Here is a 19,506-nt window from a genome sequence, read left to right on the forward strand (position 1 = left end):
CCTAGCATAGGTGGGGCCTCGCCTCTTCAACTCCCTGGCCGTCGGCTGCAATAGTGGCAGGATGATCAACCAGCAACAGCTTTGGGACCACGACGCAGCGGAGCAGTACGACACTCCCGGGGAGGGAATGTTCTCACCCGATGTTCTTGGCCCCACCGTGGAGGTCTTGTCGGAACTGGCATCGGGAGGTCCCGCCGTCGAATTTGCCATCGGTACCGGACGCGTGGCCATCCCGCTCCTTGAGGCCGGCGTGCCAGTCAGTGGCATTGAGCTGTCCCACGCCATGATCGCCCGCCTGCGTGACAAGGTGGGGGAGGACCGGATTCCCGTGGTCCAGGGCGATATGTCCCAGGTTTCAATAGGGTCCCATTACACGCTGGCGTTTCTGGTCTTCAACACCATCGCCAACCTTCTAACGCAGGAGGAACAAATCCGGTGCTTCCAGAACGCGGCCCGGCACTTGGCTCCCGGCGGCCGCTTCGTCGTCGAGCTCTGGGTGCCGCAACTGCGTTCACTGCCGCCCGGGCACGGCGGAACAGTGGAGGTGAGCCAGCCCGGATACCTCTTGGTGGACACCTATGACGTGCTCCGCCAACACGTTATCTCACACCATGTGCGGTTCGGCCCCGACGTTTCGGATGGGCGCGAAGCGCGGATTGGGCGGACACCCCACCGATACATCTGGCCGAGTGAACTCGACCTCATGGCACGCATTGCTGGATTCGAGCTGGAACACAGGTGGGCCGACTGGGACCGCAGCGAATTCACCGCGGAGTCCCGCAGCCACGTGTCGGTATATCGGCTCACCGATCACCGGATGACCTGAGTCTGCCGGGCGGTAGTCCTTCCTGCGGGCTTGTTGGCCTGTACGCATCAGGAAGCTTCGCCCGGCCCGACCACTTCGGCGTCCGCCGTCGTCGTGCCTTCTGCATCGGCGACGCCTGGTTCCGACGCCGGCAAACGGCCCCTTAGGGGGCATTCGGTGGGGCCTGTGCCTTCGCGGCGGACAGAGGTAGAGTCGGCCCATGCTCTCCATGCGTCGATTTACTTGCCCCCGACCGGTATCCGGTCGCGAGGGCACTAAGGCGCGCGCCTAGGTCCTGGCGCCGGAGTGAGTCGGGGGAGGAACCCAATCACTCCGAAACTTAAGGACCAGAAATGCCTGTCTATTTAAGCCCTGCCGAGCTTCACCATGCTTTGACCATCAGGGACCTCGCCAACCCCGACCATGGTCCGCATGCCATGCAGAAACTCCTGCGTGACGTGGTGGACGCCCTTCAGACGCAGTGGAGCGTGCCCGGCAGAACCATACGTCACAGCCCCTTGGTCAGTGTTGCGGATAATTATGACCGTTTGGGTTTCAGCGGGGCGGACATTACCCGCGACCAGCGATACTCCCGCTATGTCAGCCCCACCGTCATGCTGCGGAGCCATACCTCGGCATCCATCCCCACGCTCATGCGGGCGATTGATCCAGCCGAGGTTGTGGACGAGCTCTGGGCGATCCCCGGCCTCGTCTACCGGCGGGACTCCATTGATCGCACCCATGTGGGCACGCCCCACCAGGTGGACTTGTGGCGTGTGAGTTCCACCGAAAAGCTGCACGGCGGGCATCTTCAGGAAATGGTCAGTGCCTTGGTGGCTGCTGTACTCCCGGGCGCTGAGTGGCGTGCCGTTCCGGCCTCCCACCCCTACACGGCGGAGGGCTTTCAGCTTGACGTTCTGATGGGTGGCGAGTGGCTGGAACTCGCGGAGTGTGGGCTCATGGCACCGCAGCTTTTCCTGGACGCGGGCCTTGATCCCGGAAAATGGTGCGGCCTTGCGCTGGGGATGGGTTTGGACCGCGCCCTGATGCTTTGCAAGGGCATTCCCGACATCAGGCTGCTGAGGTCTGCGGACCCGAGGATTCAACGGCAAATGCTGGACCTGTCGCCGTGGAAAGCTGTCTCCCGGATGCCTTCCATCAGCAGGGACATTTCAATCGTGGTTGCAGAGGACATCGACGATGAGTTGCTTGGCGATACGGTTCGTTCGGCTCTGGGGGAGCAGGCTGAGGATCTGGAAAGCGTGGAGCTGTTGGCGCTGACTCCCTGCCGACAGCTTCCGGCGGCGGCGCGGGACCGGCTCCGCATTAGACGCGGGCAGGCCAACGCCCTGATACGGGTAGTGATGCGTCCGCTTGGCCGGACAATGACCGATCCAGAGGCGAACCAGATCCGGGACGACGTTTACCTTGCCCTGCACGAAGGCCCGGTCAATGAACTGATTGCAGGCTAGGGCTGCTGCGCTGTGTCGGTGGTCGCCTCAGGCACTGCCGGCACAGCGGAGCCACGCCGCGGCAGGCTCTGCTGCAGGATTGCTAGGCTGGACCCATGACCCGTCGACTTGCAGCCCTGTCCGCCGTTCCCGTTCTGCTGCTGCTCGTGGGCTGCGGAGCCGTTGAGGAAGCAGCCGGAAACGCTGCCAGTGAGGCCGCATCAAAGGTTGCCACCGCCGCTGCCGACGAAGTGACCAAACAGATCTGCGCCGTTGTCCAAGACGGCTTGGTGGGCGCCGAGGACAAGCAGGTACTTGCCGGCTTGGTGACAGCCGCCGATGCCGCAGGCGTCCCCTCCGATATCACCACGCCCCTCCGTCAGATCGCCGACGCCGGCGACCAAGTACCGGCAGAGTCCGTTCAGGCATTGAAGGATGCCTGCCCGGCATAGCAGCTGTTGCGACGCGGCTGTGTATGACTTTGTCGTGGATTACGCCTGCCGGGCATGCTGCAGTTGTGGCTCCCAGTGTCGTTCCGACGCGGGTGGCCTGTCCGGCGGAGCAGGTGGCGACGCATCCTCGCGCCCAGGCAGAGGTGGCGCCTTCGATTGATAGATGTGCCCGGTAGGGGTGCGGACTTCCAAGGTGTGCGTTTGGCCGTGCGGCACACTGGCGCTCCAGCCGGGGTTTTCCTTGGTGTGGTTGCATGCCTCGCATAGCCCCGCGCCATTGTTCAGGGTGGTGGTCCCGCCGTTGTGCCAAGGGACCACGTGGTCCATATGCCTAATAGGCGCATCGCAGTACGGGGTTCGGCAGGTGGCGTCCCGGACCTCGATGAAGCGCCGTAATCGTTGGGGGAAGACCCTCGCTTTGGAGTCCATGGCCAGGAGTTCGCCGCTTCCCGGAGCAGTGTAAAGTCGCCGGATCATCACTCGGAATGCTTGGCGTTGTCCCTCTGGCTCGGTGGGCCCGTCGGCCAGCAGAACTCTAGCCCATTCAGCGGGGACGATTCCGTAACCCTGGAGGCGGGCCGGTTCGCTGTCGCCTTGGAAGAGCGTGCGGTCGGTCATGACGAGTTGGAGGTCGATCCCTGCGACCCCGCCAGGTGTTCCGGTGACCCGTTCTACCAAGGTGTCGGCCATGATCTGTCCACGGTTTCGGCCGTCGCCGGACGAGCGGGCTGAATCTGCGTGTCGGCTAAGGGCAGCGTAGGCGGCGACGCCTTGAGACACTGGTAGCAGAGCGGTGAGGATTGTCATGGTGTCCGGAGCCGGGCGAAGGCTGACCCTGCGTTCTGCGGCGGCGTGACTGGCCCGCTGGGTGACCGAGCGGGGGTCGCGCCGGTAGGCTGCGGCCTTGGCTGCGGCGATGATGCACCGGTCCCCGGACCCGTTGAACGTGCCCGTGTCCGGCGCCAGTTCTTCATCCACAGCGGCACGGTCTTCAATGCTGAGGCACGCAGTTTCCTTGACCAACAGTGTGGCACGCCATTCGTTGAGCTGACCTGTTTCGAGGGCGGCCATGGTGTGCGGCATCTCGATGACAAGCGCCCGCGCAAGTCCGAGCAGCCGGGATCCACGGTTCGGCGATTCGCGTCGGGCGAGGGCCACCTGGGCGGCTACACCGCGGCCTTGCTCTGCCGTGGGAACGCCTGCTTCGGCCTGCTCCCGGCGCTGAGCCAGATCCAAAGCGACGGCGGCCCTGGCCTGACGCGCAGTGATCGCGGATTTCAGGTCCTCCAGGGCACGAATCTCATTGACCAGCCCACCGCTGCTGGTGCTCGCGGGCAAGGAACCAATAACGGCCGCGAGGCCCGCCAACGTAGCACCGGGCTGGGCAGACTCCCAGGGCGTCGAGGCATCGGCCGGTAAGGGCATCGCGTTGTTGCCCGCCTGACTGGTCCGAATCCGCTCCATGTCCCAACTCTTCCAGTCGGGAGAACCGGATATCAGGCCTGACTTCGCCTATGTGGAAAACCGCGCAAGTAGCCGGCATCGCCTGCCCTGCCGCCTGCTGTCGCGAAGCAAGGCAGGGTTTACCGGCTACCGGCTACCAGAAACCCCGGCCCCAGCCAGCACCACCCGGGCCCTCACCGTGATCGCTGCACCGAGAACCAGCGCAGCAGCGACAGCCGCCGCGACCGCCGTCGGGAATGACTCGGGTGAATCGGCGCTGCGGCCGACTGTGATCCAGGCCAGGCCCCACGCAATGGCGGCTGCGAGAGCGAGGCGGCCGTGTCCCTTGATGGCCAGAGCGATGCCCACAACGGCCACCACTACCAACACAGCCACTGACCAGACCTCGGGCCGCAACCCGAAGCCTGAGAAGCCGGAAGCCTTCAAAGCGGCGGCAATGTTGGCGCACACGGCCACGCTGGTCCAGCCGAGGTACAACCCCAGAGTCCCGTCCACCGCTACAGCCTCAAACCACGAAGTGGCGCGGCTCTGGCTGTACCGAAGGAACGCCAGGACAAGTGTCACCAGCAGGGCCAGGATCACCAGCACGCTGACAAAGAGCCAGCCAGCCTGGACAGACAGGATCCATGCGGCGTTCAGGACCATGGACAAGGCCACGATCCAGCCGAGGGAGCGCTGCCGCGGATTGGCCCGCTGGGACGGCAACCACTGCCATACCGTGTAGGCAACCAGGCCGGTGTACACCACGGACCAGATGGAGAAGGCGGGGGTTGCGGGGGCGAGGAGCGTGGAGTCGGCGGACAAAGCACCGCCCGCTGCCTGGGCGATCGGGGTTCCGCCGAAGACTCCGACGCCGATCATCGAGCCAACGATGCAGATCACCAAGCTCACGGTAACCGTGATCTGCCGGGCGAGGTCCGGGCTTACTGTTGCCATGTGCAAAGCCTCTTTCCTAGGGGACGTGCTGTGGACGAGCGGGGATGCGGATGTGCGGCGTCATGCATTCGCGGGGTACGTGACTTACTATCAAATTGCTAGCAAGACAAGCTTTACGTTTATCAAAGGACCGTCGGATGGACTCGGAAGGCCACGCAAAGGGCTATTGGTACGGCAAAGACCCAGGTCAGAAGGCCATTGCCATTGACGTGCTGAATGCCCTGCGCGATTACCGTGCTTCCGAGCAAGCGATGCGCCGCAGGACCCGTTCCTCCATGGGGATGGGTGAGAAGGACCTGCTGGCCCTGCGCTACCTGTTCGAAGCTGAAGCCGCGGGCAAGGTGATGAAGCCGAAGGATCTGGGCGACAAGCTAGGGATAACGTCGGCTTCCATGACCACGCTGATCGACCGCCTGGTGGAGTCCGGCCATATTCGCCGCGAACCCCATCCCACCGATCGTCGCGCGCTGATACTGAAGGCAACGCCGGGGTCGGACCAGGAAGTGCGGCACACGCTCGGCGGAATGCACCGGCGGATGCTCGACGCTGCCTGCGCGTTGAGCCCGGACGAGTCGCAGATTGTGGTGAACTTCCTGCAGCACATGCGCGAAGCACTGGACACCATCGACGAAGAGCCTGTGGTCCCTGAGGCCGGGAAACCAGCCCAGTCATGACGTGAGGCTCCACTGCAGGATCACGATGAGCGTCACCAGGAATCCTGACCCATAGTTGAGCCAGATGAACCGTCGCCATGCCACGTTGGTGCGCGCCGCCGTCGTATCCGTCACGTTCCAGTACGGCGCGCAATTGGCGATGTACGGGACAGCGATGATCGCCGCGAGCGGTCCGGGCCACGGCGTGGCCAGCATCGCCAGGCCGGCAACAAACCAGAGCACGACGGCGAGCCGCACCGTCCGGCGGGCACCGATGACTGTTGCTATGGAGCCGATGCCGGCCTGCCGGTCAGGCTCAATGTCCTGGACGGCGCCGAAGGCATGGGCGGCCATGCCCCACAGGAAGAACGCGAGCAGCAGGATGAGGAGACCAGGCGTCACCTCGGCACCGGCCAGCGTCAAGCCGACGACGGCGGGACTGACGAAGTGCGTACTGGACGTCAGCGAGTCCAAGACCGGGCGTTCCTTGAAGCGAAGCCCGGCCACGGAGTAGGCCACAACCGCGAAGGCACTGACGGCAAGGCTCAGCCACGCGGCAGGACCGCCCGCGACGGCGAGGACCACCAGGAACGGCACGTTGGTGATCGCTGCTAGCCACAGCATGGGGCGGTGGAGATGGGGTTGGAGGAGTGCACCCTCCATGCCGCCCTTGCGGGGGTTTTTCAAGTCGGATTCGTAGTCGAAGACGTCGTTGATCCCGTACATGGCCAGGTTGTAGGGGATGAGGAAATAGAAGGTGCCCACGACCAGGACCCAGTCGATCTCGCGGGTGGTCAGGAGCATGGCCGCGGCAAACGGGTAAGCGGTGTTGATCCAGCTGACCGGGCGGGAGGCGAGCAAGGCCTGCGGGACGAGGCCCTTGCGCCCCGGTTCCGTGCGGCTTTGGCTGGATTGCGTGCGCTTTCGCGTCAGCCACATCCACAGCCCGGGAAGCGCCACGACGCCGGCCAGCGGGTACGCAAAGTCCTCGATCGGCGCGAGCCCTACTTTGACGCCGAGGATGTGCGAAGCGTCGTAGTGGAAGAGTTCCATCCCGATCATGACGGAGTCGAACACCGCGGTCAGGACAGCCAAGGCCGTGAAGGCCAGGCCTACGGCTTTCCAATGCCTGCCGGCCTCGCCGGGATACGCGCCCCGGCGGGCAAAGATCACGCCGGCTGCTCCTGCCGCGACGATGAAGGCGAGCGCGAGCCATAAGTACGTCATACGTGCTCCCGCTGTTTCGCACTGCGTGTGGCCGGTGCCCGGTCAAGCAGCCGCCGGGCGCCTGTGTAGAGGACCATGGTGCACAGCACCAGGAAAAGCAGGAAGACGGGTTCCTCGATGGGCAGCTCCGGAGCGATCAACAGTCCCGTGGCGATGGTGCCTTCACCTCGCAGGAAGATTCCCAAACCGATCCCGGCCAGGTCCCAGGCGAGAAGGAACAAGACCCCGACGGCGGTGACGATCGCCGCTGCTTTAGGGTCCCGCCAGAAGTACAGACGGAAGCGGTGGTCGAGCAGGAGCATGCAGGTGATGCCCAGCAGCAACGACACCAAGTAGAGAACACCCATCAGCCAATCCTGCTAGCTACGGGCCTCACAGTGGTAGGGCCGGCACTGTGGTCGCCGCGGATCCGTTTCAAGACCAGCTCGGCACTGATGAGGCACATGGGCACGCCTACCCCGGGGGCTGTGGTGGCACCGGCGTAGTAGAGGCCCTGCACACGCTTCGAGGCGTTCTGCGCCCTGAACATGGCGCTCTGTCCCAGCGTGTGCGCTGGTCCCAGCATGCCGCCGCGCCAGGAGTTGTACTCATCAGCGAAGTCAGCGGGTCCGATGGTGTGCCTGACCACCACACGGTCGCGGAGGTCCGGGATGTTGGCCCACTGGGCGATCTGGTCGATGGCGGCGTCCGCGGTTCGTTCGATGAGGACATCGCCGCTGCCGTCGGGGCCGCCTGCCCCCAGCTGCGGATCGGCCGGGACGGGGACGAGGACAAAGAGGTTCTCGTGCCCTTGTGGCGCGACCCCGGCGTCGGTGGCGCTGGGTTTGCAGACATAGATGGAAGCAGGATCCGGGATCTTGGTCTCCTCGCCAAAGATGGCTGCGAAATTCGCCTCCCAATCGCGGGTGAAGAACAAGGAGTGGTGGGGAAGTTCCGGCAGGGAACCCTTGATGCCCAGCATCACCAGGACGGCGCCGGGTCCGCTGGTGCGGCTCTGCCAGTACTTGCTGTTGTAGCTCCGGTCCCTGACGCCCAGCAGTTGGGTTTCGGTGTGGTGCAGGTCGGCGCCGGAGACCACCAGGTCCGCAACGATGTAGTGCTCCGTGCCCGAGTTGTCGCGCCACTTGACCCCGGTGACTTCACGGCCATCCTTTCCGGACAGGGCAGGCGGGAGCTTCACGCCATCGAAGCGGCCCACCTTCCTGGTCCGGGGCGCCTCGCGGGTGGTGATCTTCAAAGCTTCGGCACCGGTATGGATCCTGACACCGGCATCCACCGCCAACGACTCCAGTCGCCTCACGAGCTCCCAGAATCCGCCGATCGGATACTGCACGCCGTCGCCCAGGTCCAGGGCACTCATCAAGTGGTACATGGCGGGAGCATCGGAAGGATTGGTGCCAAGGAACACCGCCGGGTATCCCAGGACCTGCCGGAGCACGGGGTGCTGGAACCGTTGGGATACGTATTTATCCAACGGCGTCAGGAGCAGTTGCGCGAGTTTGGGCAGGCTCCGCAGCACTTCCGGATGAAGCAGCCCTTGCAGCCTGGTGAACGGGTTGTAGAGGAAGAACCGTTCAGCCATTTCAGTGGTGTGGCGCGCGGACGCGAGGTAGGAGGTCAGTTCCCTGGCGCTGCCGGGCTCCACGCTCTCGAAGGTTTCCAGAACCTGATCGCTGCCCAGCGGCACTGTCAGCGGGACCGGCCGTCCGCCGTCGTGGTCCGGCTCGCTGAAGATGCGGTACGCGGGACTGAGCGTCCGCAAATCCAGCTGTTCCGCCGCACTGGTGCCGAGCAGCTTGAAGAAGTGGTCGAAGACGCCGGGCATCAGGTACCAGGAGGGGCCGGTGTCGAAGCGGAAACCGTCCCGTTCAAGGCTTCCGGCGCGTCCGCCCACCTGGTCGCGCTGCTCCAGGAGCTGGACCTCGTGGCCCTCGTGGGCAAGGAGTGCAGCGGTGGCGAGCCCAGCGATGCCACCGCCGATCACTACAGTCCGCGTCATCGGTGCAGCTCCATCCAGGTTGAGGCGACGGCCCGGGCGGCAAGCCCGGCCTTAACGGCATCCGGCACCCGGACCCTTGAGCGATACAGCTCGTCCACCGTGGTCTGTTCAATCCGGTCCGTGAGGGCCTGGAACAGCGCCAACGCGCTCCGGACAGCGGCCCTGGCATCGCGTGGCAGCATCGGAATGACGGCGTTGGCGTCGGCCAGCTGGGCCCGGACTGTCTTGACCCACTCCACCCGGTCGTGCTCCTCGAGGTGGTCCGCAGTGCTGAGGTAATTGCGGCCCAACCGGGAGGTATCGTCCGCCAGATCCCGGAGGAAGTTGATGTTCTGGAACGCAGCGCCCAACCTGCTGGCGCCATACTGCAAAGCTGCGGCGTCGCCGTCGTCGATGTTTTCATCCCGCATGAAGACACGCAGGCACATCAGCCCCACAACCTCAGCGGAGCCGTGCACGTAGCCATCATGGGCATCGGCGTCGAAACGGAGTGGTGCCGGCTGTTGCGCAGAAGTGCCAGCTGACGTGCGCTCGCCGAGGTCCGTTCGCATGGAAGCGAAGAAGGGATCGATGAGGGTCTCATCAATGCCCGCCGTCCGGGCGGTCTGGGCAAAGGCGTGGATGATTAGATCGCTGCTGTAGCCAAGCTTGACCGCGCGGTGGGTCTCATCGATGAAGTGGGCCAAGGCGTCGCACTGTTCCTGGTAGCTGAGCCCGGCTTCCGCGGTGACGCCGTCCACGAGCTCGTCCGCCACCCGCACCAGGGCGTAAATGTTGCGGACGTGCTGGCGGTGCCGGGGCCCCAGCAACCTGCATGCCAGGCCGAAGGACGTGGAATAGGCGGCGATGACCTGGTTGGCGGCCCGCTCGGCCGTCCGGGTGAAATGGGTGAAAGAGGTATCGGTGGCGACGCTCATGATTGCCGTCCTTCCAACTGCCCCGCAAGGTCAAGCAGGACATTCCGTGCGTCCTGCGGAATGGTGCTTGTGAGCTGATGATTAAACGCTGCCATTTGTTCCTCGATGAGGCCCTGGACAAATGCTTCTGCTCCGCAATCGGTGAGGTGGCGGCGGACGTGCTCGCCTTCCTCACCGTTGAGTCCGGGCCTGCCGAAGAGGGGCGCGATGTGCGGCCACGTGCTGGTGGTCCGCGCATGGGCGATGATGGCCGTTTCCTTGCCTTCCCGCAGATCCGAAAAGGGATCCTTGCCATGGCGGCGCGGATCCCCGAAGGTGGACAGGAGGTCGTCCTGGAGCTGGAAGGCCAAGCCAAGATGCCGGCCGGCGGTTGCAAGCGCAGTCTCGACGGCGAAGTCCGCACCGGCCAGCGCGGCGGCGGCACGCAACGGCAGTTCGAAGGTGTACGTGGCGGTTTTGTATCCACACATCACCAGGATGGTCTCGAGGTCCGGGGCAATGACGCCGTCGCCCAGGCCCACGTCAAGTTGCTCGCCGGCTACGGTCTCGTTGATGGTGTGTTCCAGGAGATCCAGGAGGCGGAGCCGTAATTCGTGGGGGAGATCCGCGCGGGCGAAGGCTTGGTGGGTTGCGGCGAGCAGCATGTCGCCCATCAGGATTCCGCCTGTCTGGGCCCAGTGAAGGCCGCCATCGGGACGGGGGAGCTCGCCGGTTTCTGCGAGGAGGGAACCGATGAGGTTGGGGTGTCCGCGGCGGACGAGGTCTCCGTCGATCACGTCATCATGCAGGAGGAAGGCGTAGTGGAGGAGTTCGATGGCGGCGGCGATGCTGATGGCGGTTTCCCGTTGGCCGCGGCCTTCTTGTTCGGGCCGTGATGAGCCGCGCTGCAAGAGGGAGTCGTACGTTTCCATGAGCAGCAAGGGGCGGACGAACTTGCCCCCCAGCACGTTCTGGCCGGCCAGGCCCCACAGCCTGGCGAAGTTGGGGCCGTAGGCGGTTGCGGCGGTGGCCCTCTTGCCGATCAGTCCGGTCAGCTCGTTTTCGATCGCGCCGCAGAGGTCGGTGCGGCTTCGGAGGGATCCGGAGGTGACGGTCATGCTTTGACTCCCTCGTGTGAAGGCAATGCCCGCGCCTCCAGAAGCTGGGGGAACTGCAGACCAAGCCACGGGCTGAAAGCGGACGGCGTGTGCGCCAGGGCATCCTCGAGCAGGGCCGGGGATATCCACGCCCAGTCAGCAACCTCGGCTGGATTCGGCTGCAGGGGGCCGCTGATCCGGGCCATGAACACCGGGCAGACCTCATTTTCGACGATACCAGTGGGGTCAACGGCTCTGTAGCGGAAGTCCGGGAGAACCAGTTCGATCCTCTTGGCGTCCACCCCGAGTTCAAACTGGGCACGCCGCATCACAGCGTCCTCGAATTCCTCGCCTGGTGCCGGGTGGCCGCAGAAACTGTTGGTCCAAACTCCCGGCCAGGTCTTCTTTTCAGGTGAGCGGCGGGTCAGGAGGACCTCGCCGGCATCGTTCAGCAGGTAGCAGGAGAAGGCTAAATGAAGGGGTGTGTCCAGTGTGTGCACCCCCGCTTTTGCGGCCTCCCCGATGGGTGTTCCGGCGTCGTCCAGGAGGACCACCATCTCTGTCGCGTTCATCCTGCGCCTACCTCCTACACCCAGTGCCTTAGAGAGACTTGAATATTGCTAGACAAGCTAGAAGAAAGGCTACCATGTAGGAAGTTGGGTGTAACATACTCATCATGTCCAGTCCTGAAGAGATTCCTGAAGAAGCCGGGACCCCGGTTTCCTCCGGCGTTTATCATCTGGACGCCAACGATCCTCACGCGGAATTAGTGGACCGATCCGGTCTCTCCGACGAGGATGTCCAGCAGATCAGTGACCTCATGGCTGCCCTGGGGCGGCTGCGGGAGGCAGAACAGCGGCTGTCCGACGCCTCCCTGAGGTACATGAAGCTCAACCAATCAGACATGCGTGCACTGCACTATTTGATTGTCTGCGCGAACCATGGCGTGATTGCCACCCCCGGCGCAATAGCCTCCCGCCTCAGCATCTCGACGGCGTCAACCACCAAGTTGCTCGACCGGTTGGAACGCGCGGGACATGTCACCCGACGGGCCCACCCCTCCGATCGGAGGGCCCTCGCCATAGCCATCACCCCCGAAACGCACGAGGCTGCGATGCGGACGGTGGGACGGCAGCAAGCCAAGCGTTTTCTGGCGGCTGCCCGTCTCGCTCCGGAAGAACGGATGATCGTGATGCGCTTCCTGGATGACATGGCACAGGAAATCGAGGTTTCCGAAGAGGCGTGGGCAGGTGCTGCGGGCTCCCCGGTAGCGGACCATCTCTAGTACAGGAAGATCGGCAGCCAATCCCGGTTGTGGGCGTGGACCAGTGCCAGGAACAACACGAAGTCGAACAGCAGGTGCACCGACACCACGTAGGTGAACGACTTGGTCAGCTTGAAGGTGTACCCCTGCAGCAACGCGAACGGGAACGTCAGCAAGGGACCCCAGGACTGATATCCGATTTCCCACAGGAATGAGGAGAAAACCACAGCTTGCAGGATGTTCGCCAGCCAGTCCGGGAAGTGTTGTCGCAGCAGGGTGAACGTGGTGCAGATGAAGAACAGTTCGTCCCAGATTCCTACGGCGTTAACGCCCAAAAAGAGCCGCCAGAAGATGTCGGGATCGGAGGCGTCGGGCCAGTTTTGGTACACGCCGGTGCTGATCAGGTAGACGGGCAGGATGAAATAGCCCAAGGCAACGACGCCTATCAAGTACAGCTTTGCTGCCAAGGGCCATTTCCTGCCGGTGTTGATGGGGAATTTGATGATGTCTTCCCGATACACAAAGCGGGACACCAGCCACGGCACCAGCACTGCCAGCGCGAGCGCCCCGCCCATCAGGGCCATGTGCTCCGTACTGAGGTCGGCATTGAGAGGCACCAGGCTGAAGATGGTCATGCCGGCCGCGATCAGCGCGAGGTGTCGCATCAGCCGGCTGTCAACGAAGGCGGCGGTGACAACACTGGCCAGCAGCAAGCCGTAGCCGAGCAGTTCATTTCCCATCGCAAAGAGGGGAATGCCGGACAGCGAAAGCAGCGCCGCCGGTAATAGTTTCCAGCTGAGCGCGGTGCGGGGTGCTTCCGTTGAAAGGGACGTCACCCCCTAAGCATCTCAGGCCTGCAGCCGCGCGACACTGTTTTGCGCGACTGGAAAAGCGCACCGGCACAACGGCGAAGTGTTCTTCTGTATTATTCGTGACAGGGCCCACAGATGGGCCGGTCAGGTAGTTTGTCTGGCTCTGCCAGCGGGGGATACACATAAAGGAATAGCTGATGGCTCAAGAAGAGGGCTCTCTTTCACAGGATGCCGCCAACGCGTCACCGCCTGCCGAAACGTCGCCGCCTGCTAAGGCGACCATGCGCGAGCAGGTGAACGACATCATCGAATCCATCCTTGCCGATACCGAACCGCGCAGCGAAGCCGCCAGAATCAGGCTGGGTGCGTTGTTGGAGGCACATCCCGAAGACCCTCAGCGTGCCTTGTTGGAGCATCTGCTGGAAACCCGCAAAGAGGCCGCGCCGGCAGTTACGGTGCCGGTTCACCTCGAATCCGCCAGCGTGCACCTTGAGTCTGTTGACGCAGCGCGGACCGTGTCGGTTCCCGTCAGCCACGAAGTCCGGGAAGGAATCCAGGCGGTCCTGGCGGACAAGCTTCTGCTGACCGCCTTCCAGCCTGTCCATGCACTCCCCAACGGCGACGTAGTGGGTGTTGAAGCACTCACCCGGTTCGTCGGTGAAGACGGCGCCGGCGCCGATGTCTGGTTCAGCGAGGCTGCTGCCGCGGGGCTGGGAACCGAGTTGGAGATCGCTGCCCTCCACTGCGCCCTCACCGCGGCGCACGACGTCCCGGAAACCATGTCCGTGGCCCTTAATCTCACGCCCGCTACCTCCAGCGACCCCAGGGTCCGGAACCTGCTGGCCGCTGCGGCACTCGCGCCGGACCGGATCATTGTCGAGCTCACCGGCAGCCTGGCCGACGTCGGAGGCCAAACCGGCCGCGACGGACTCGGGCCGCTGCGCGCCTTGGGTTTGCGCCTGGCCGTCAGCGCCTCCGGAGCAGCGTTGGTCGCGTTGGAGCGGGTGGAGCAACTGCGACCGGACATCATCAAGCTGGACCGCCACCTGATTGAAGGCATCGAAAGCAGCGAAGGCCAAAGGATCCGGGCCAAGGCGATCGTTGAGCTCGCCAGGGAGCTCGGGGCGGAAGTCATTGCTGTGGGCATCGAGACGGCCGAAGAACTCGAGGAAGTGACGGCGCTCAACATCACCGCAGCCCAGGGATATCTCTTGGGACGCCCCTCGGTTCACCCGCTGGACTGGTCGGCGTGGAGCATCCGGGCACAAACAGAATCCCAGCCGGCCGGCTGACAGTCTTCACAACAACGACGGCGACCCTCACCTCAACGGTGAGGGTCGCCGTCGTGGTTGACGGCTTTAAAAAAGTCCCGCTTCGTGAAACCTTTCGTCCGCTCGCGGACAATACAGGGCATGGGGAACAGCGAAACCGACGACGGCGGACTGTGGGCGAGGAGCCTCGACGGCGAGGGAGAGGCTTTCGGGCTGCTGTACGACCGGCACCACGGCAGGGTTTACCGGCATGCGTATCGGCTCTCACCCGAACGGCACGACGCCGAAGACATCATGTCTGCCGCGTTCTTGGAACTGTGGCGATGCCGGGCCAAGGTGCGGCTGGTGGATGGCTCCATTCTTCCCTGGCTGCTGGTGACCACCACCAACGTGGCCCGCAACAACAGGCGGGCCGCCTTTCGCTACCGAAAGCTGCTTGCTTCCCTTCCCCGGACCCAAGACCTTGCCAGCGCCAATGAAGACCTTTTCCTGCAGGGCAAATTGGACACGGACACAGCTCGAGCACTCGCCACGCTCAACGCTGTGGATCAGCAGCTCGTCAGCCTGGTGGTCTTCGAGGATTACACCATCGCCGCGGCGGCCACCGTACTCAACCTCTCTCCGGCAGCTGCCAAGTCACGCATGCACCGAGCCAGGGAGCGCATGAAAACAGCACTCGCGGGGACACCAGAGCTTGCTCCCGCTTTCGAAGGAGACCAGCGATGAACGAGCTCCGTGTCGACCCAAACTTCAGCCGGGCTTTGCGTGGGGAACTGGTGTCGAGGGTGGAACAAACCACGGCCGGGCGGACCCGTAAACGCGCCAGGCTCTGGATCGGCGCCGGCGTGTTTGCCGGCGTGGGACTTCTGGGTGGCGTCGGCGCCACGGCCGCAGGACTGTTCGTGGTGCCCGGGGCGGAAGTGGTTACGCAGCTGTCCACGCCGGTAGCTGACTCGTATCAAGGGACTGCCACGGTGGACCTTGGAGAGCCACCTGCGGGAACAACGGGCATCCAGATTGACTTCTGGTGTCTGACTGAGGGGCACTTCCAGTATCAGGACGGGTCCAGCATCGCCTGCTCAGCTGACGACGCCGGGACACCCCACGGCTGGAGCGGCTACTTGGCCAAGCTGGCTCCGGGTCAACACAGCGTCACCTACACCACGGCCCCGGAGAGCCGCTGGCGGCTGACGGCACGATACGTGAGCACGCAGTTGACCGAGTGGGCAACTAACGGCGATGGCACCACTTACGGCATGGAGAACGAGAATGGCTCACCCGACATGATCGCCGTCATGGCCACGAACGGGAAACGTGGATACGCCTACACGGCGCATTTGAACGAAGCGAACGGTCATACAGCCGCCATGAGCTTCAAGAGCCCTGAGGAGGCATTGGCCTGGCAGGAGGAGCGAAAAGGTCAAACCTTCCACGTGCCGGTCTATGAAGCTGACGGGAAGTCGGTCATTGGCGAGTTTGAGATCTCTGACGGGAGCGATCCTTCGGCTCCGTGAGTCAGTCGGTGATGTTCCGGGGGTCGTTGCCGACGAATGTACCGGGGGGCATCCCGGCGCCGAACACCGGGCCGGGTTCAGGTCGCTTGGGGTGCCGGCCGTCGTCGGCGTTCCGCTGCTTCAGGCGACGCACGACCCAAGGGAAGAGGTGCTCGCGGGCCCAGACGATGTCTCCGGCCCGGGCCTCGCGCCAGTTGCGCTCCGGCAATGGTTTGGGTGTCAACGGCTCCAGGGAGTGGGGAACGTTGAGGGTATTGAGCACCATGATGGCGATGGTGTGCTGGCCAAGCGGCGAGAAATGGAGTCGGTCCGGATCCCACATTCTGGGGTCGGTCAGCTCGCGCAACGCCCATAGATCGGCCACGACGGCATCGTGGCGGGCAGCCACTACCCGAATGTTCTCGTTGTAGATGGCCACCTTGCCGCGGGCCAGGCCCAACACCGGGGTGGCGCCCCAGTCCGGACCAGTAAACAGCAGGATGGTGGCGCCGGTGGAGGCCAACGCTGCCACTCCTGCATCCAGCTCCATGGCGAGTTTGTCAGGATCGCTCCTATGGAAGAGCAGGTCGTTGCCGCCGGCGTTGAGGGTGATCAGATCTGGTTTGAGGTCCAGTGCCGGGCCAACCTGCTCCGCCATGATCTCGTGCAGCAAGCGTCCACTGATGGCCAGGTTGGCGTAGGCGAAATCCTCGTGGCCGGTGCTCAGTTCTTCCGCCACCCTGTCCGCCCAGCCGCGCAGGCCTCCGGGGCTTCGCGGCTCGGGGTCGCCCAACCCTTCGGTGAACGAGTCGCCCAACGCCACATAACGGCTCCACGGGTGCAGGCCAGGCCCGAAGCTACCGGAACCTCCCTGCACCCAATCATCGGCGCTGGAGGCGTTCATCTCCCCATAGTGCGCTTACTGGGCGCGCATCGCCATGGGTGGGCTGGCTAAATCCACTTCGGTGCGGCCAGAACGGCACTTTCGGCACTGGGTCCGGTGGCCGTGACACCGGAGGTGCCGCGGCCCGTGGCCCATTCGACGACGGCGGGCAGGGGACCGGTGATGATCGTTGGGTTGGTGGCACTGGTGTCGCCGAACGTGAGTGCGGCGCCGTTTCCTGCGGTGTCGTTGACGTTGATGAGGAGCCCGGTGTTTGTGCCGCGGGTTTTCCAAGCGCCGGTGATGTCTTTGAGCAGACGTTCGAGGACGGGGGCCGGGATGTCGTTGAACGTGGCTCCGTTGTCCAGGTCCACGGCGTGGACCCAGACTTCGCGGGTGCGCATCCACACGGTCTCGGACGCCGGGACGGTCCTGCCTTGGGCGGTGCGGACTTCGTTGGCCCAGTCCTGGTCGGGCAGGTCTCGCCATTCGACGGACAGGTGCACGGCGGAATGGTCGTACAGGTTCCGCAACGCGATCGGGGACAGGGTCGCGCCGAAGCTGATCTCGTGGTTCCGTGCCTCGGGAGAGGAATACATGGGCGTCTCCACCCCGGTGGCAGCCCATTCGAGCAGGCGTGCGATCGCACGGGCGTTGTATCCCACGTGCGCCACCACATGGCGGCGCGTCCAGTCCGGAAGGAGGGTGCCGCCGTCGAGCTCTGCATCGGAGAGTTCGTTCAGTTTGCGGGCGAAGAACGCGGTGCCCCGCCGGGCCTGCAGGAGGTCTGCCTGCAGGCCCGGATCGGTGGCGAGATCGTGGCGGGCGACCATCAGGCTTCCTTGACCACGCGGTTGTTCAACTGGCCCAGGCCCTCGATGGTGGTGACCAGGAGCTGGCCTTCCTGCAGGTACCGCTTGGGGTCCTGGGCGTGGCCCACACCGCCCGGGGTGCCGGTCGCGATCACGTCGCCCGGGTTCAGGGTAATGATGGTGGAGATGTAGGAGACCAGGAACTCGGGGGTGAAGACGAGGTCTCCGGTGGGGGTGGACTGCTGGATTTCCCCGTCTACAGCGGAGGTCATGAGCGGGCCGGCGGTGAATTCGTCGCGGGTGACCAGGGCCGGCCCGAACGGGGTGGAGTTCTCCCACGTCTTGCCCTGCAGCCACTGGATGGTGCGGAACTGGTAGTCCCTCATGGACACGTCGTTCAGGACCGCGTACCCGGCAATATGCTCGGCAGCGTCGGCCTCGGCGATGCGGCGGCCCTTCTTGCCGATGATCACTGCGAGTTCGGCTTCCCAGTCCACGGTGTCAGATTCCTGCGGCAGGGCGAGGTCATCGTTCGGGCCGATCAACGACTCGGTGTACTTCGCGAACAGGGTGGGGTGCTCCGGGATGTCCCGGCCCATTTCCTTGATGTGGTTGCGGTAGTTGTGGCCCACGCAGATGATCTTTCCCGGTGCGGGCACGACGGCGGCGAGGTCGGCGCCGTCGAGCGCGTGCGTTGCGCCGTTGGCCGCCTTCGCCTTTTCCTCCCAGGCGGGGTCCGCGAGCAGCGCGCCGACATCGGCGAAGCCGGGGATCTCCGTGAGGGTGTCGCCGTCCTGGCGGACGGCCACGGTGCCTTTGCCGGCGGCGTTTTCGGTGCGGAGGGTGAGGAGTCTCATTTACTTGCGTCCTTCGGTGTAGCTGCGGTTGAAGTTCAGTCGTTCAAAGATGGGGGCGTCGCTGAAACGGAAAAGATCAAACTCTGTCTCGGACTGCAATGACCATTCCTGCCAGGACGGGACCACGAACAGGTCGCCCTTGGCCAGGGCCTTGGTCTCGCCGTTCAACACCACGGTGCCGGTGCCCTCGAAGACCTGCCAGACACTGGAACCAACCTCACGAAGCGGCTCGGTGGTGGCGCCGGCGCGCAGGCGGTGGAACTCGGCCCGGATGGTGGGCATAACGTCCCCACCGGTGGTCGGGTTCGAGTACCGGACAGCGGCATGGCCCTGGGACACCGTGGCCGGGTGGCCCTCGTCCTCCAGCAACAACTGCTCACGCAGAGCGGCGTCGGTGTGTTCCCAGCGGTACGCGGCGATGGGGGAGTTGGTGGTGTCATCGAGACCGGACAGGGGTCGCAGGCCCGGGTGGGCCCACAGCCGTTCGGAGCGGGAAATGTCCGGGGTGGCTTCGTCGGTGACACGTTCGGTGCCGAACTCGAAGAACCCAGCATCGGCATAATGCACGAACGGGATGTCCAGCCCGTCGATCCACGCCATCGGCTGGTCGGTGTCATTGTGGTGGCCGTGGAAGTTCCAGCCCGGGGTGAGCAGGAAATCACCCCGACGCATTGCCACCGGATCCCCGTTCACCACCGTCCACACACCCTCACCCTCCACCACAAAGCGGAACGCGTTCTGCGAATGGCGGTGCTCCGGAGCCGTCTCATGGGCGCCCAAGTACTGGATCGCGGCCCACAGCGTCGGAGTCGCGTACGGTGTGCTGGCCAGGCCGGGGTTCGCCAGGGCAATCGCGCGGCGTTCCCCGCCCCGGCCCACGGGAACCAGATCCCCGGCACGGGCAGCCAAGGGGTAGAGGTCGTTCCAGCGCCACACATGCGGGACGGCCTTCGGTGTGGGCACCATCGGCATCAGGTCACCGATCTCCGTCCACAACGGAATCAGGTTCTCTGCGTCGAAGTCCTTATACAACTGCTCCAACTGGGCAGCTTCCTCCGGAGTGGGCTCCGGCAAGGCGTGGCTGGCGGCCACAGATTCATGAGTCGTGTTCTCGGCGCTGATGGACACGTAGGC

21 protein-coding genes are annotated in these 19,506 nt (G+C 64.3%); 8 read left to right on the forward strand and 13 right to left on the reverse strand.

Annotation, left to right across the window (positions count from 1 at the left end):
• The first annotated feature begins 61 nt into the window (after positions 1-61).
• From AYX22_RS02270 to AYX22_RS02280, 3 genes are all read left to right on the forward strand, one after another.
• Positions 62-826, forward strand: coding sequence for a class I SAM-dependent methyltransferase (locus AYX22_RS02270; protein WP_207595943.1), 765 nt, complete (start codon positions 62-64; stop codon positions 824-826).
• Positions 827-1,158: 332 nt separating this feature from the next.
• Positions 1,159-2,277 (forward strand): hypothetical protein, encoded by a 1,119-nt coding sequence (locus AYX22_RS02275; RefSeq protein ID WP_207595944.1) that lies wholly within the window; start codon positions 1,159-1,161, stop codon positions 2,275-2,277.
• A gap of 95 nt (positions 2,278-2,372) precedes the next feature.
• Entirely contained in the window at positions 2,373-2,708 is a 336-nt protein-coding gene (locus AYX22_RS02280; protein ID WP_089593344.1) for a hypothetical protein, read from the forward strand.
• Between the two features lie 39 nt (positions 2,709-2,747).
• On the opposite strand, the gene AYX22_RS02285 is transcribed toward AYX22_RS02280, so the two are convergent.
• Together AYX22_RS02285 and AYX22_RS02290 are read right to left on the reverse strand one after the other, a co-directional pair.
• On the reverse strand, positions 2,748-4,133 hold the full coding sequence (locus AYX22_RS02285) for an HNH endonuclease signature motif containing protein (RefSeq protein ID WP_207597428.1): 1,386 nt from the start codon (positions 4,131-4,133) through the stop codon (positions 2,748-2,750).
• A 165-nt stretch (positions 4,134-4,298) separates the two neighbouring features.
• Positions 4,299-5,108, reverse strand: a complete 810-nt coding sequence (locus tag AYX22_RS02290; RefSeq protein ID WP_207595945.1) for a tryptophan-rich sensory protein — start codon at positions 5,106-5,108, stop codon at positions 4,299-4,301.
• A gap of 137 nt (positions 5,109-5,245) precedes the next feature.
• On the opposite strand from AYX22_RS02290, the gene AYX22_RS02295 reads away from it, so the two are divergent.
• Positions 5,246-5,782: a MarR family transcriptional regulator gene (locus tag AYX22_RS02295; protein WP_207595946.1), complete on the forward strand. Its 537-nt coding sequence runs from the start codon at positions 5,246-5,248 to the stop codon at positions 5,780-5,782.
• Here the strand turns inward: AYX22_RS02295 and AYX22_RS02300 are convergent.
• From AYX22_RS02300 to idi, 6 genes are read right to left on the reverse strand one after another with little or no spacing between them, the layout of a single operon-like run.
• The gene (locus tag AYX22_RS02300; RefSeq protein WP_207595947.1) at positions 5,777-6,988 is read right to left on the reverse strand and encodes a prenyltransferase; all 1,212 of its coding nucleotides are present in this window, start codon (positions 6,986-6,988) and stop codon (positions 5,777-5,779) included. The genes AYX22_RS02295 and AYX22_RS02300 overlap by 6 nt on opposite strands.
• Entirely contained in the window at positions 6,985-7,335 is a 351-nt protein-coding gene (locus AYX22_RS02305; protein WP_207595948.1) for a lycopene cyclase domain-containing protein, read from the reverse strand. Before AYX22_RS02305 ends, AYX22_RS02300 begins: the two co-directional genes overlap by 4 nt.
• Positions 7,335-8,987 (reverse strand): phytoene desaturase family protein, encoded by a 1,653-nt coding sequence (gene crtI / locus AYX22_RS02310; RefSeq protein ID WP_207595949.1) that lies wholly within the window; start codon positions 8,985-8,987, stop codon positions 7,335-7,337. Before crtI ends, AYX22_RS02305 begins: the two co-directional genes overlap by 1 nt.
• Positions 8,984-9,904 carry a squalene/phytoene synthase family protein gene (locus AYX22_RS02315; RefSeq protein WP_207595950.1) on the reverse strand — a complete coding sequence of 307 codons (921 nt, stop codon included), beginning with the start codon at positions 9,902-9,904 and terminating at the stop codon, positions 8,984-8,986. The genes crtI and AYX22_RS02315 overlap by 4 nt, the downstream gene beginning before the upstream one ends.
• Positions 9,901-11,001 carry a polyprenyl synthetase family protein gene (locus tag AYX22_RS02320; RefSeq protein WP_207595951.1) on the reverse strand — a complete coding sequence of 367 codons (1,101 nt, stop codon included), beginning with the start codon at positions 10,999-11,001 and terminating at the stop codon, positions 9,901-9,903. Before AYX22_RS02320 ends, AYX22_RS02315 begins: the two co-directional genes overlap by 4 nt.
• A complete protein-coding gene (gene idi / locus AYX22_RS02325) occupies positions 10,998-11,552 on the reverse strand; it encodes an isopentenyl-diphosphate Delta-isomerase (RefSeq protein WP_207595952.1) in 555 nt (184 codons plus the stop codon). The genes AYX22_RS02320 and idi overlap by 4 nt, the downstream gene beginning before the upstream one ends.
• 104 nt (positions 11,553-11,656) lie before the next feature.
• Here idi and AYX22_RS02330 point away from each other — a divergent pair, with 104 nt between their 5' ends.
• The gene (locus AYX22_RS02330) at positions 11,657-12,265 is read left to right on the forward strand and encodes a MarR family transcriptional regulator (RefSeq protein WP_207595953.1); all 609 of its coding nucleotides are present in this window, start codon (positions 11,657-11,659) and stop codon (positions 12,263-12,265) included.
• On the opposite strand, the gene AYX22_RS02335 is transcribed toward AYX22_RS02330, so the two are convergent.
• Positions 12,262-13,080, reverse strand: a complete 819-nt coding sequence (locus AYX22_RS02335) for a CPBP family intramembrane glutamic endopeptidase (RefSeq protein ID WP_207595954.1) — start codon at positions 13,078-13,080, stop codon at positions 12,262-12,264. The two genes, AYX22_RS02330 and AYX22_RS02335, sit on opposite strands and share 4 nt — an antisense overlap.
• A 173-nt stretch (positions 13,081-13,253) precedes the next feature.
• On the opposite strand from AYX22_RS02335, the gene AYX22_RS02340 reads away from it, so the two are divergent.
• The 3 genes from AYX22_RS02340 (at position 13,254) to AYX22_RS02350 (ending at position 15,841) form a co-directional block, all read left to right on the forward strand.
• A complete protein-coding gene (locus AYX22_RS02340) occupies positions 13,254-14,348 on the forward strand; it encodes an EAL domain-containing protein (RefSeq protein WP_207595955.1) in 1,095 nt (364 codons plus the stop codon).
• A gap of 120 nt (positions 14,349-14,468) precedes the next feature.
• Complete coding sequence (locus AYX22_RS02345) at positions 14,469-15,053, forward strand: sigma-70 family RNA polymerase sigma factor (RefSeq protein ID WP_207595956.1); 585 nt, start codon at positions 14,469-14,471, stop codon at positions 15,051-15,053.
• Positions 15,050-15,841: a peptidase M56 family protein gene (locus AYX22_RS02350; RefSeq protein ID WP_207595957.1), complete on the forward strand. Its 792-nt coding sequence runs from the start codon at positions 15,050-15,052 to the stop codon at positions 15,839-15,841. Before AYX22_RS02345 ends, AYX22_RS02350 begins: the two co-directional genes overlap by 4 nt.
• Position 15,842: 1 nt before the next feature.
• On the opposite strand, the gene AYX22_RS02355 is transcribed toward AYX22_RS02350, so the two are convergent.
• Genes AYX22_RS02355 through AYX22_RS02370 form a run of 4 tightly spaced genes read right to left on the reverse strand, consistent with a single transcriptional unit; the run spans position 15,843 to position 19,500 of the window.
• The gene (locus tag AYX22_RS02355) at positions 15,843-16,724 is read right to left on the reverse strand and encodes an SGNH/GDSL hydrolase family protein (protein WP_207595958.1); all 882 of its coding nucleotides are present in this window, start codon (positions 16,722-16,724) and stop codon (positions 15,843-15,845) included.
• Between the two features lie 47 nt (positions 16,725-16,771).
• On the reverse strand, positions 16,772-17,536 hold the full coding sequence (locus AYX22_RS02360; RefSeq protein WP_207595959.1) for a maleylpyruvate isomerase family mycothiol-dependent enzyme: 765 nt from the start codon (positions 17,534-17,536) through the stop codon (positions 16,772-16,774).
• Positions 17,536-18,372 carry a fumarylacetoacetate hydrolase family protein gene (locus AYX22_RS02365; protein ID WP_207595960.1) on the reverse strand — a complete coding sequence of 279 codons (837 nt, stop codon included), beginning with the start codon at positions 18,370-18,372 and terminating at the stop codon, positions 17,536-17,538. The genes AYX22_RS02360 and AYX22_RS02365 overlap by 1 nt, the downstream gene beginning before the upstream one ends.
• Positions 18,373-19,500 carry a cupin domain-containing protein gene (locus AYX22_RS02370; protein WP_207595961.1) on the reverse strand — a complete coding sequence of 376 codons (1,128 nt, stop codon included), beginning with the start codon at positions 19,498-19,500 and terminating at the stop codon, positions 18,373-18,375.
• Positions 19,501-19,506: the final 6 nt, after the last annotated feature.

The sequence above is a fragment of the Arthrobacter sp. D5-1 genome (assembly GCF_017357425.1).
Taxonomy (GTDB): Bacteria; Actinomycetota; Actinomycetes; order Actinomycetales; family Micrococcaceae; genus Arthrobacter.

Bases quoted from the DNA above. Each gene is read 5' to 3' on its own strand.
- AYX22_RS02270 (WP_207595943.1), top strand. From the start codon at position 62: ATGATCAACCAGCAACAGCTTTGGGACCACGACGCAGCGGAGCAGTAC.
- AYX22_RS02275 (WP_207595944.1), top strand. From the start codon at position 1,159: ATGCCTGTCTATTTAAGCCCTGCCGAGCTTCACCATGCTTTGACCATC.
- AYX22_RS02280 (WP_089593344.1), top strand. From the start codon at position 2,373: ATGACCCGTCGACTTGCAGCCCTGTCCGCCGTTCCCGTTCTGCTGCTG.
- AYX22_RS02285 (WP_207597428.1), bottom strand. From the start codon at position 4,133: ATGCCCTTACCGGCCGATGCCTCGACGCCCTGGGAGTCTGCCCAGCCC.
- AYX22_RS02290 (WP_207595945.1), bottom strand. From the start codon at position 5,108: ATGGCAACAGTAAGCCCGGACCTCGCCCGGCAGATCACGGTTACCGTG.
- AYX22_RS02295 (WP_207595946.1), top strand. From the start codon at position 5,246: ATGGACTCGGAAGGCCACGCAAAGGGCTATTGGTACGGCAAAGACCCA.
- AYX22_RS02300 (WP_207595947.1), bottom strand. From the start codon at position 6,988: ATGACGTACTTATGGCTCGCGCTCGCCTTCATCGTCGCGGCAGGAGCA.
- AYX22_RS02305 (WP_207595948.1), bottom strand. From the start codon at position 7,335: ATGGGTGTTCTCTACTTGGTGTCGTTGCTGCTGGGCATCACCTGCATG.
- crtI (WP_207595949.1), bottom strand. From the start codon at position 8,987: ATGACGCGGACTGTAGTGATCGGCGGTGGCATCGCTGGGCTCGCCACC.
- AYX22_RS02315 (WP_207595950.1), bottom strand. From the start codon at position 9,904: ATGAGCGTCGCCACCGATACCTCTTTCACCCATTTCACCCGGACGGCC.
- AYX22_RS02320 (WP_207595951.1), bottom strand. From the start codon at position 11,001: ATGACCGTCACCTCCGGATCCCTCCGAAGCCGCACCGACCTCTGCGGC.
- idi (WP_207595952.1), bottom strand. From the start codon at position 11,552: ATGAACGCGACAGAGATGGTGGTCCTCCTGGACGACGCCGGAACACCC.
- AYX22_RS02330 (WP_207595953.1), top strand. From the start codon at position 11,657: ATGTCCAGTCCTGAAGAGATTCCTGAAGAAGCCGGGACCCCGGTTTCC.
- AYX22_RS02340 (WP_207595955.1), top strand. From the start codon at position 13,254: ATGGCTCAAGAAGAGGGCTCTCTTTCACAGGATGCCGCCAACGCGTCA.
- AYX22_RS02345 (WP_207595956.1), top strand. From the start codon at position 14,469: ATGGGGAACAGCGAAACCGACGACGGCGGACTGTGGGCGAGGAGCCTC.
- AYX22_RS02350 (WP_207595957.1), top strand. From the start codon at position 15,050: ATGAACGAGCTCCGTGTCGACCCAAACTTCAGCCGGGCTTTGCGTGGG.
- AYX22_RS02355 (WP_207595958.1), bottom strand. From the start codon at position 16,724: ATGAACGCCTCCAGCGCCGATGATTGGGTGCAGGGAGGTTCCGGTAGC.
- AYX22_RS02360 (WP_207595959.1), bottom strand. From the start codon at position 17,536: ATGGTCGCCCGCCACGATCTCGCCACCGATCCGGGCCTGCAGGCAGAC.
- AYX22_RS02365 (WP_207595960.1), bottom strand. From the start codon at position 18,372: ATGAGACTCCTCACCCTCCGCACCGAAAACGCCGCCGGCAAAGGCACC.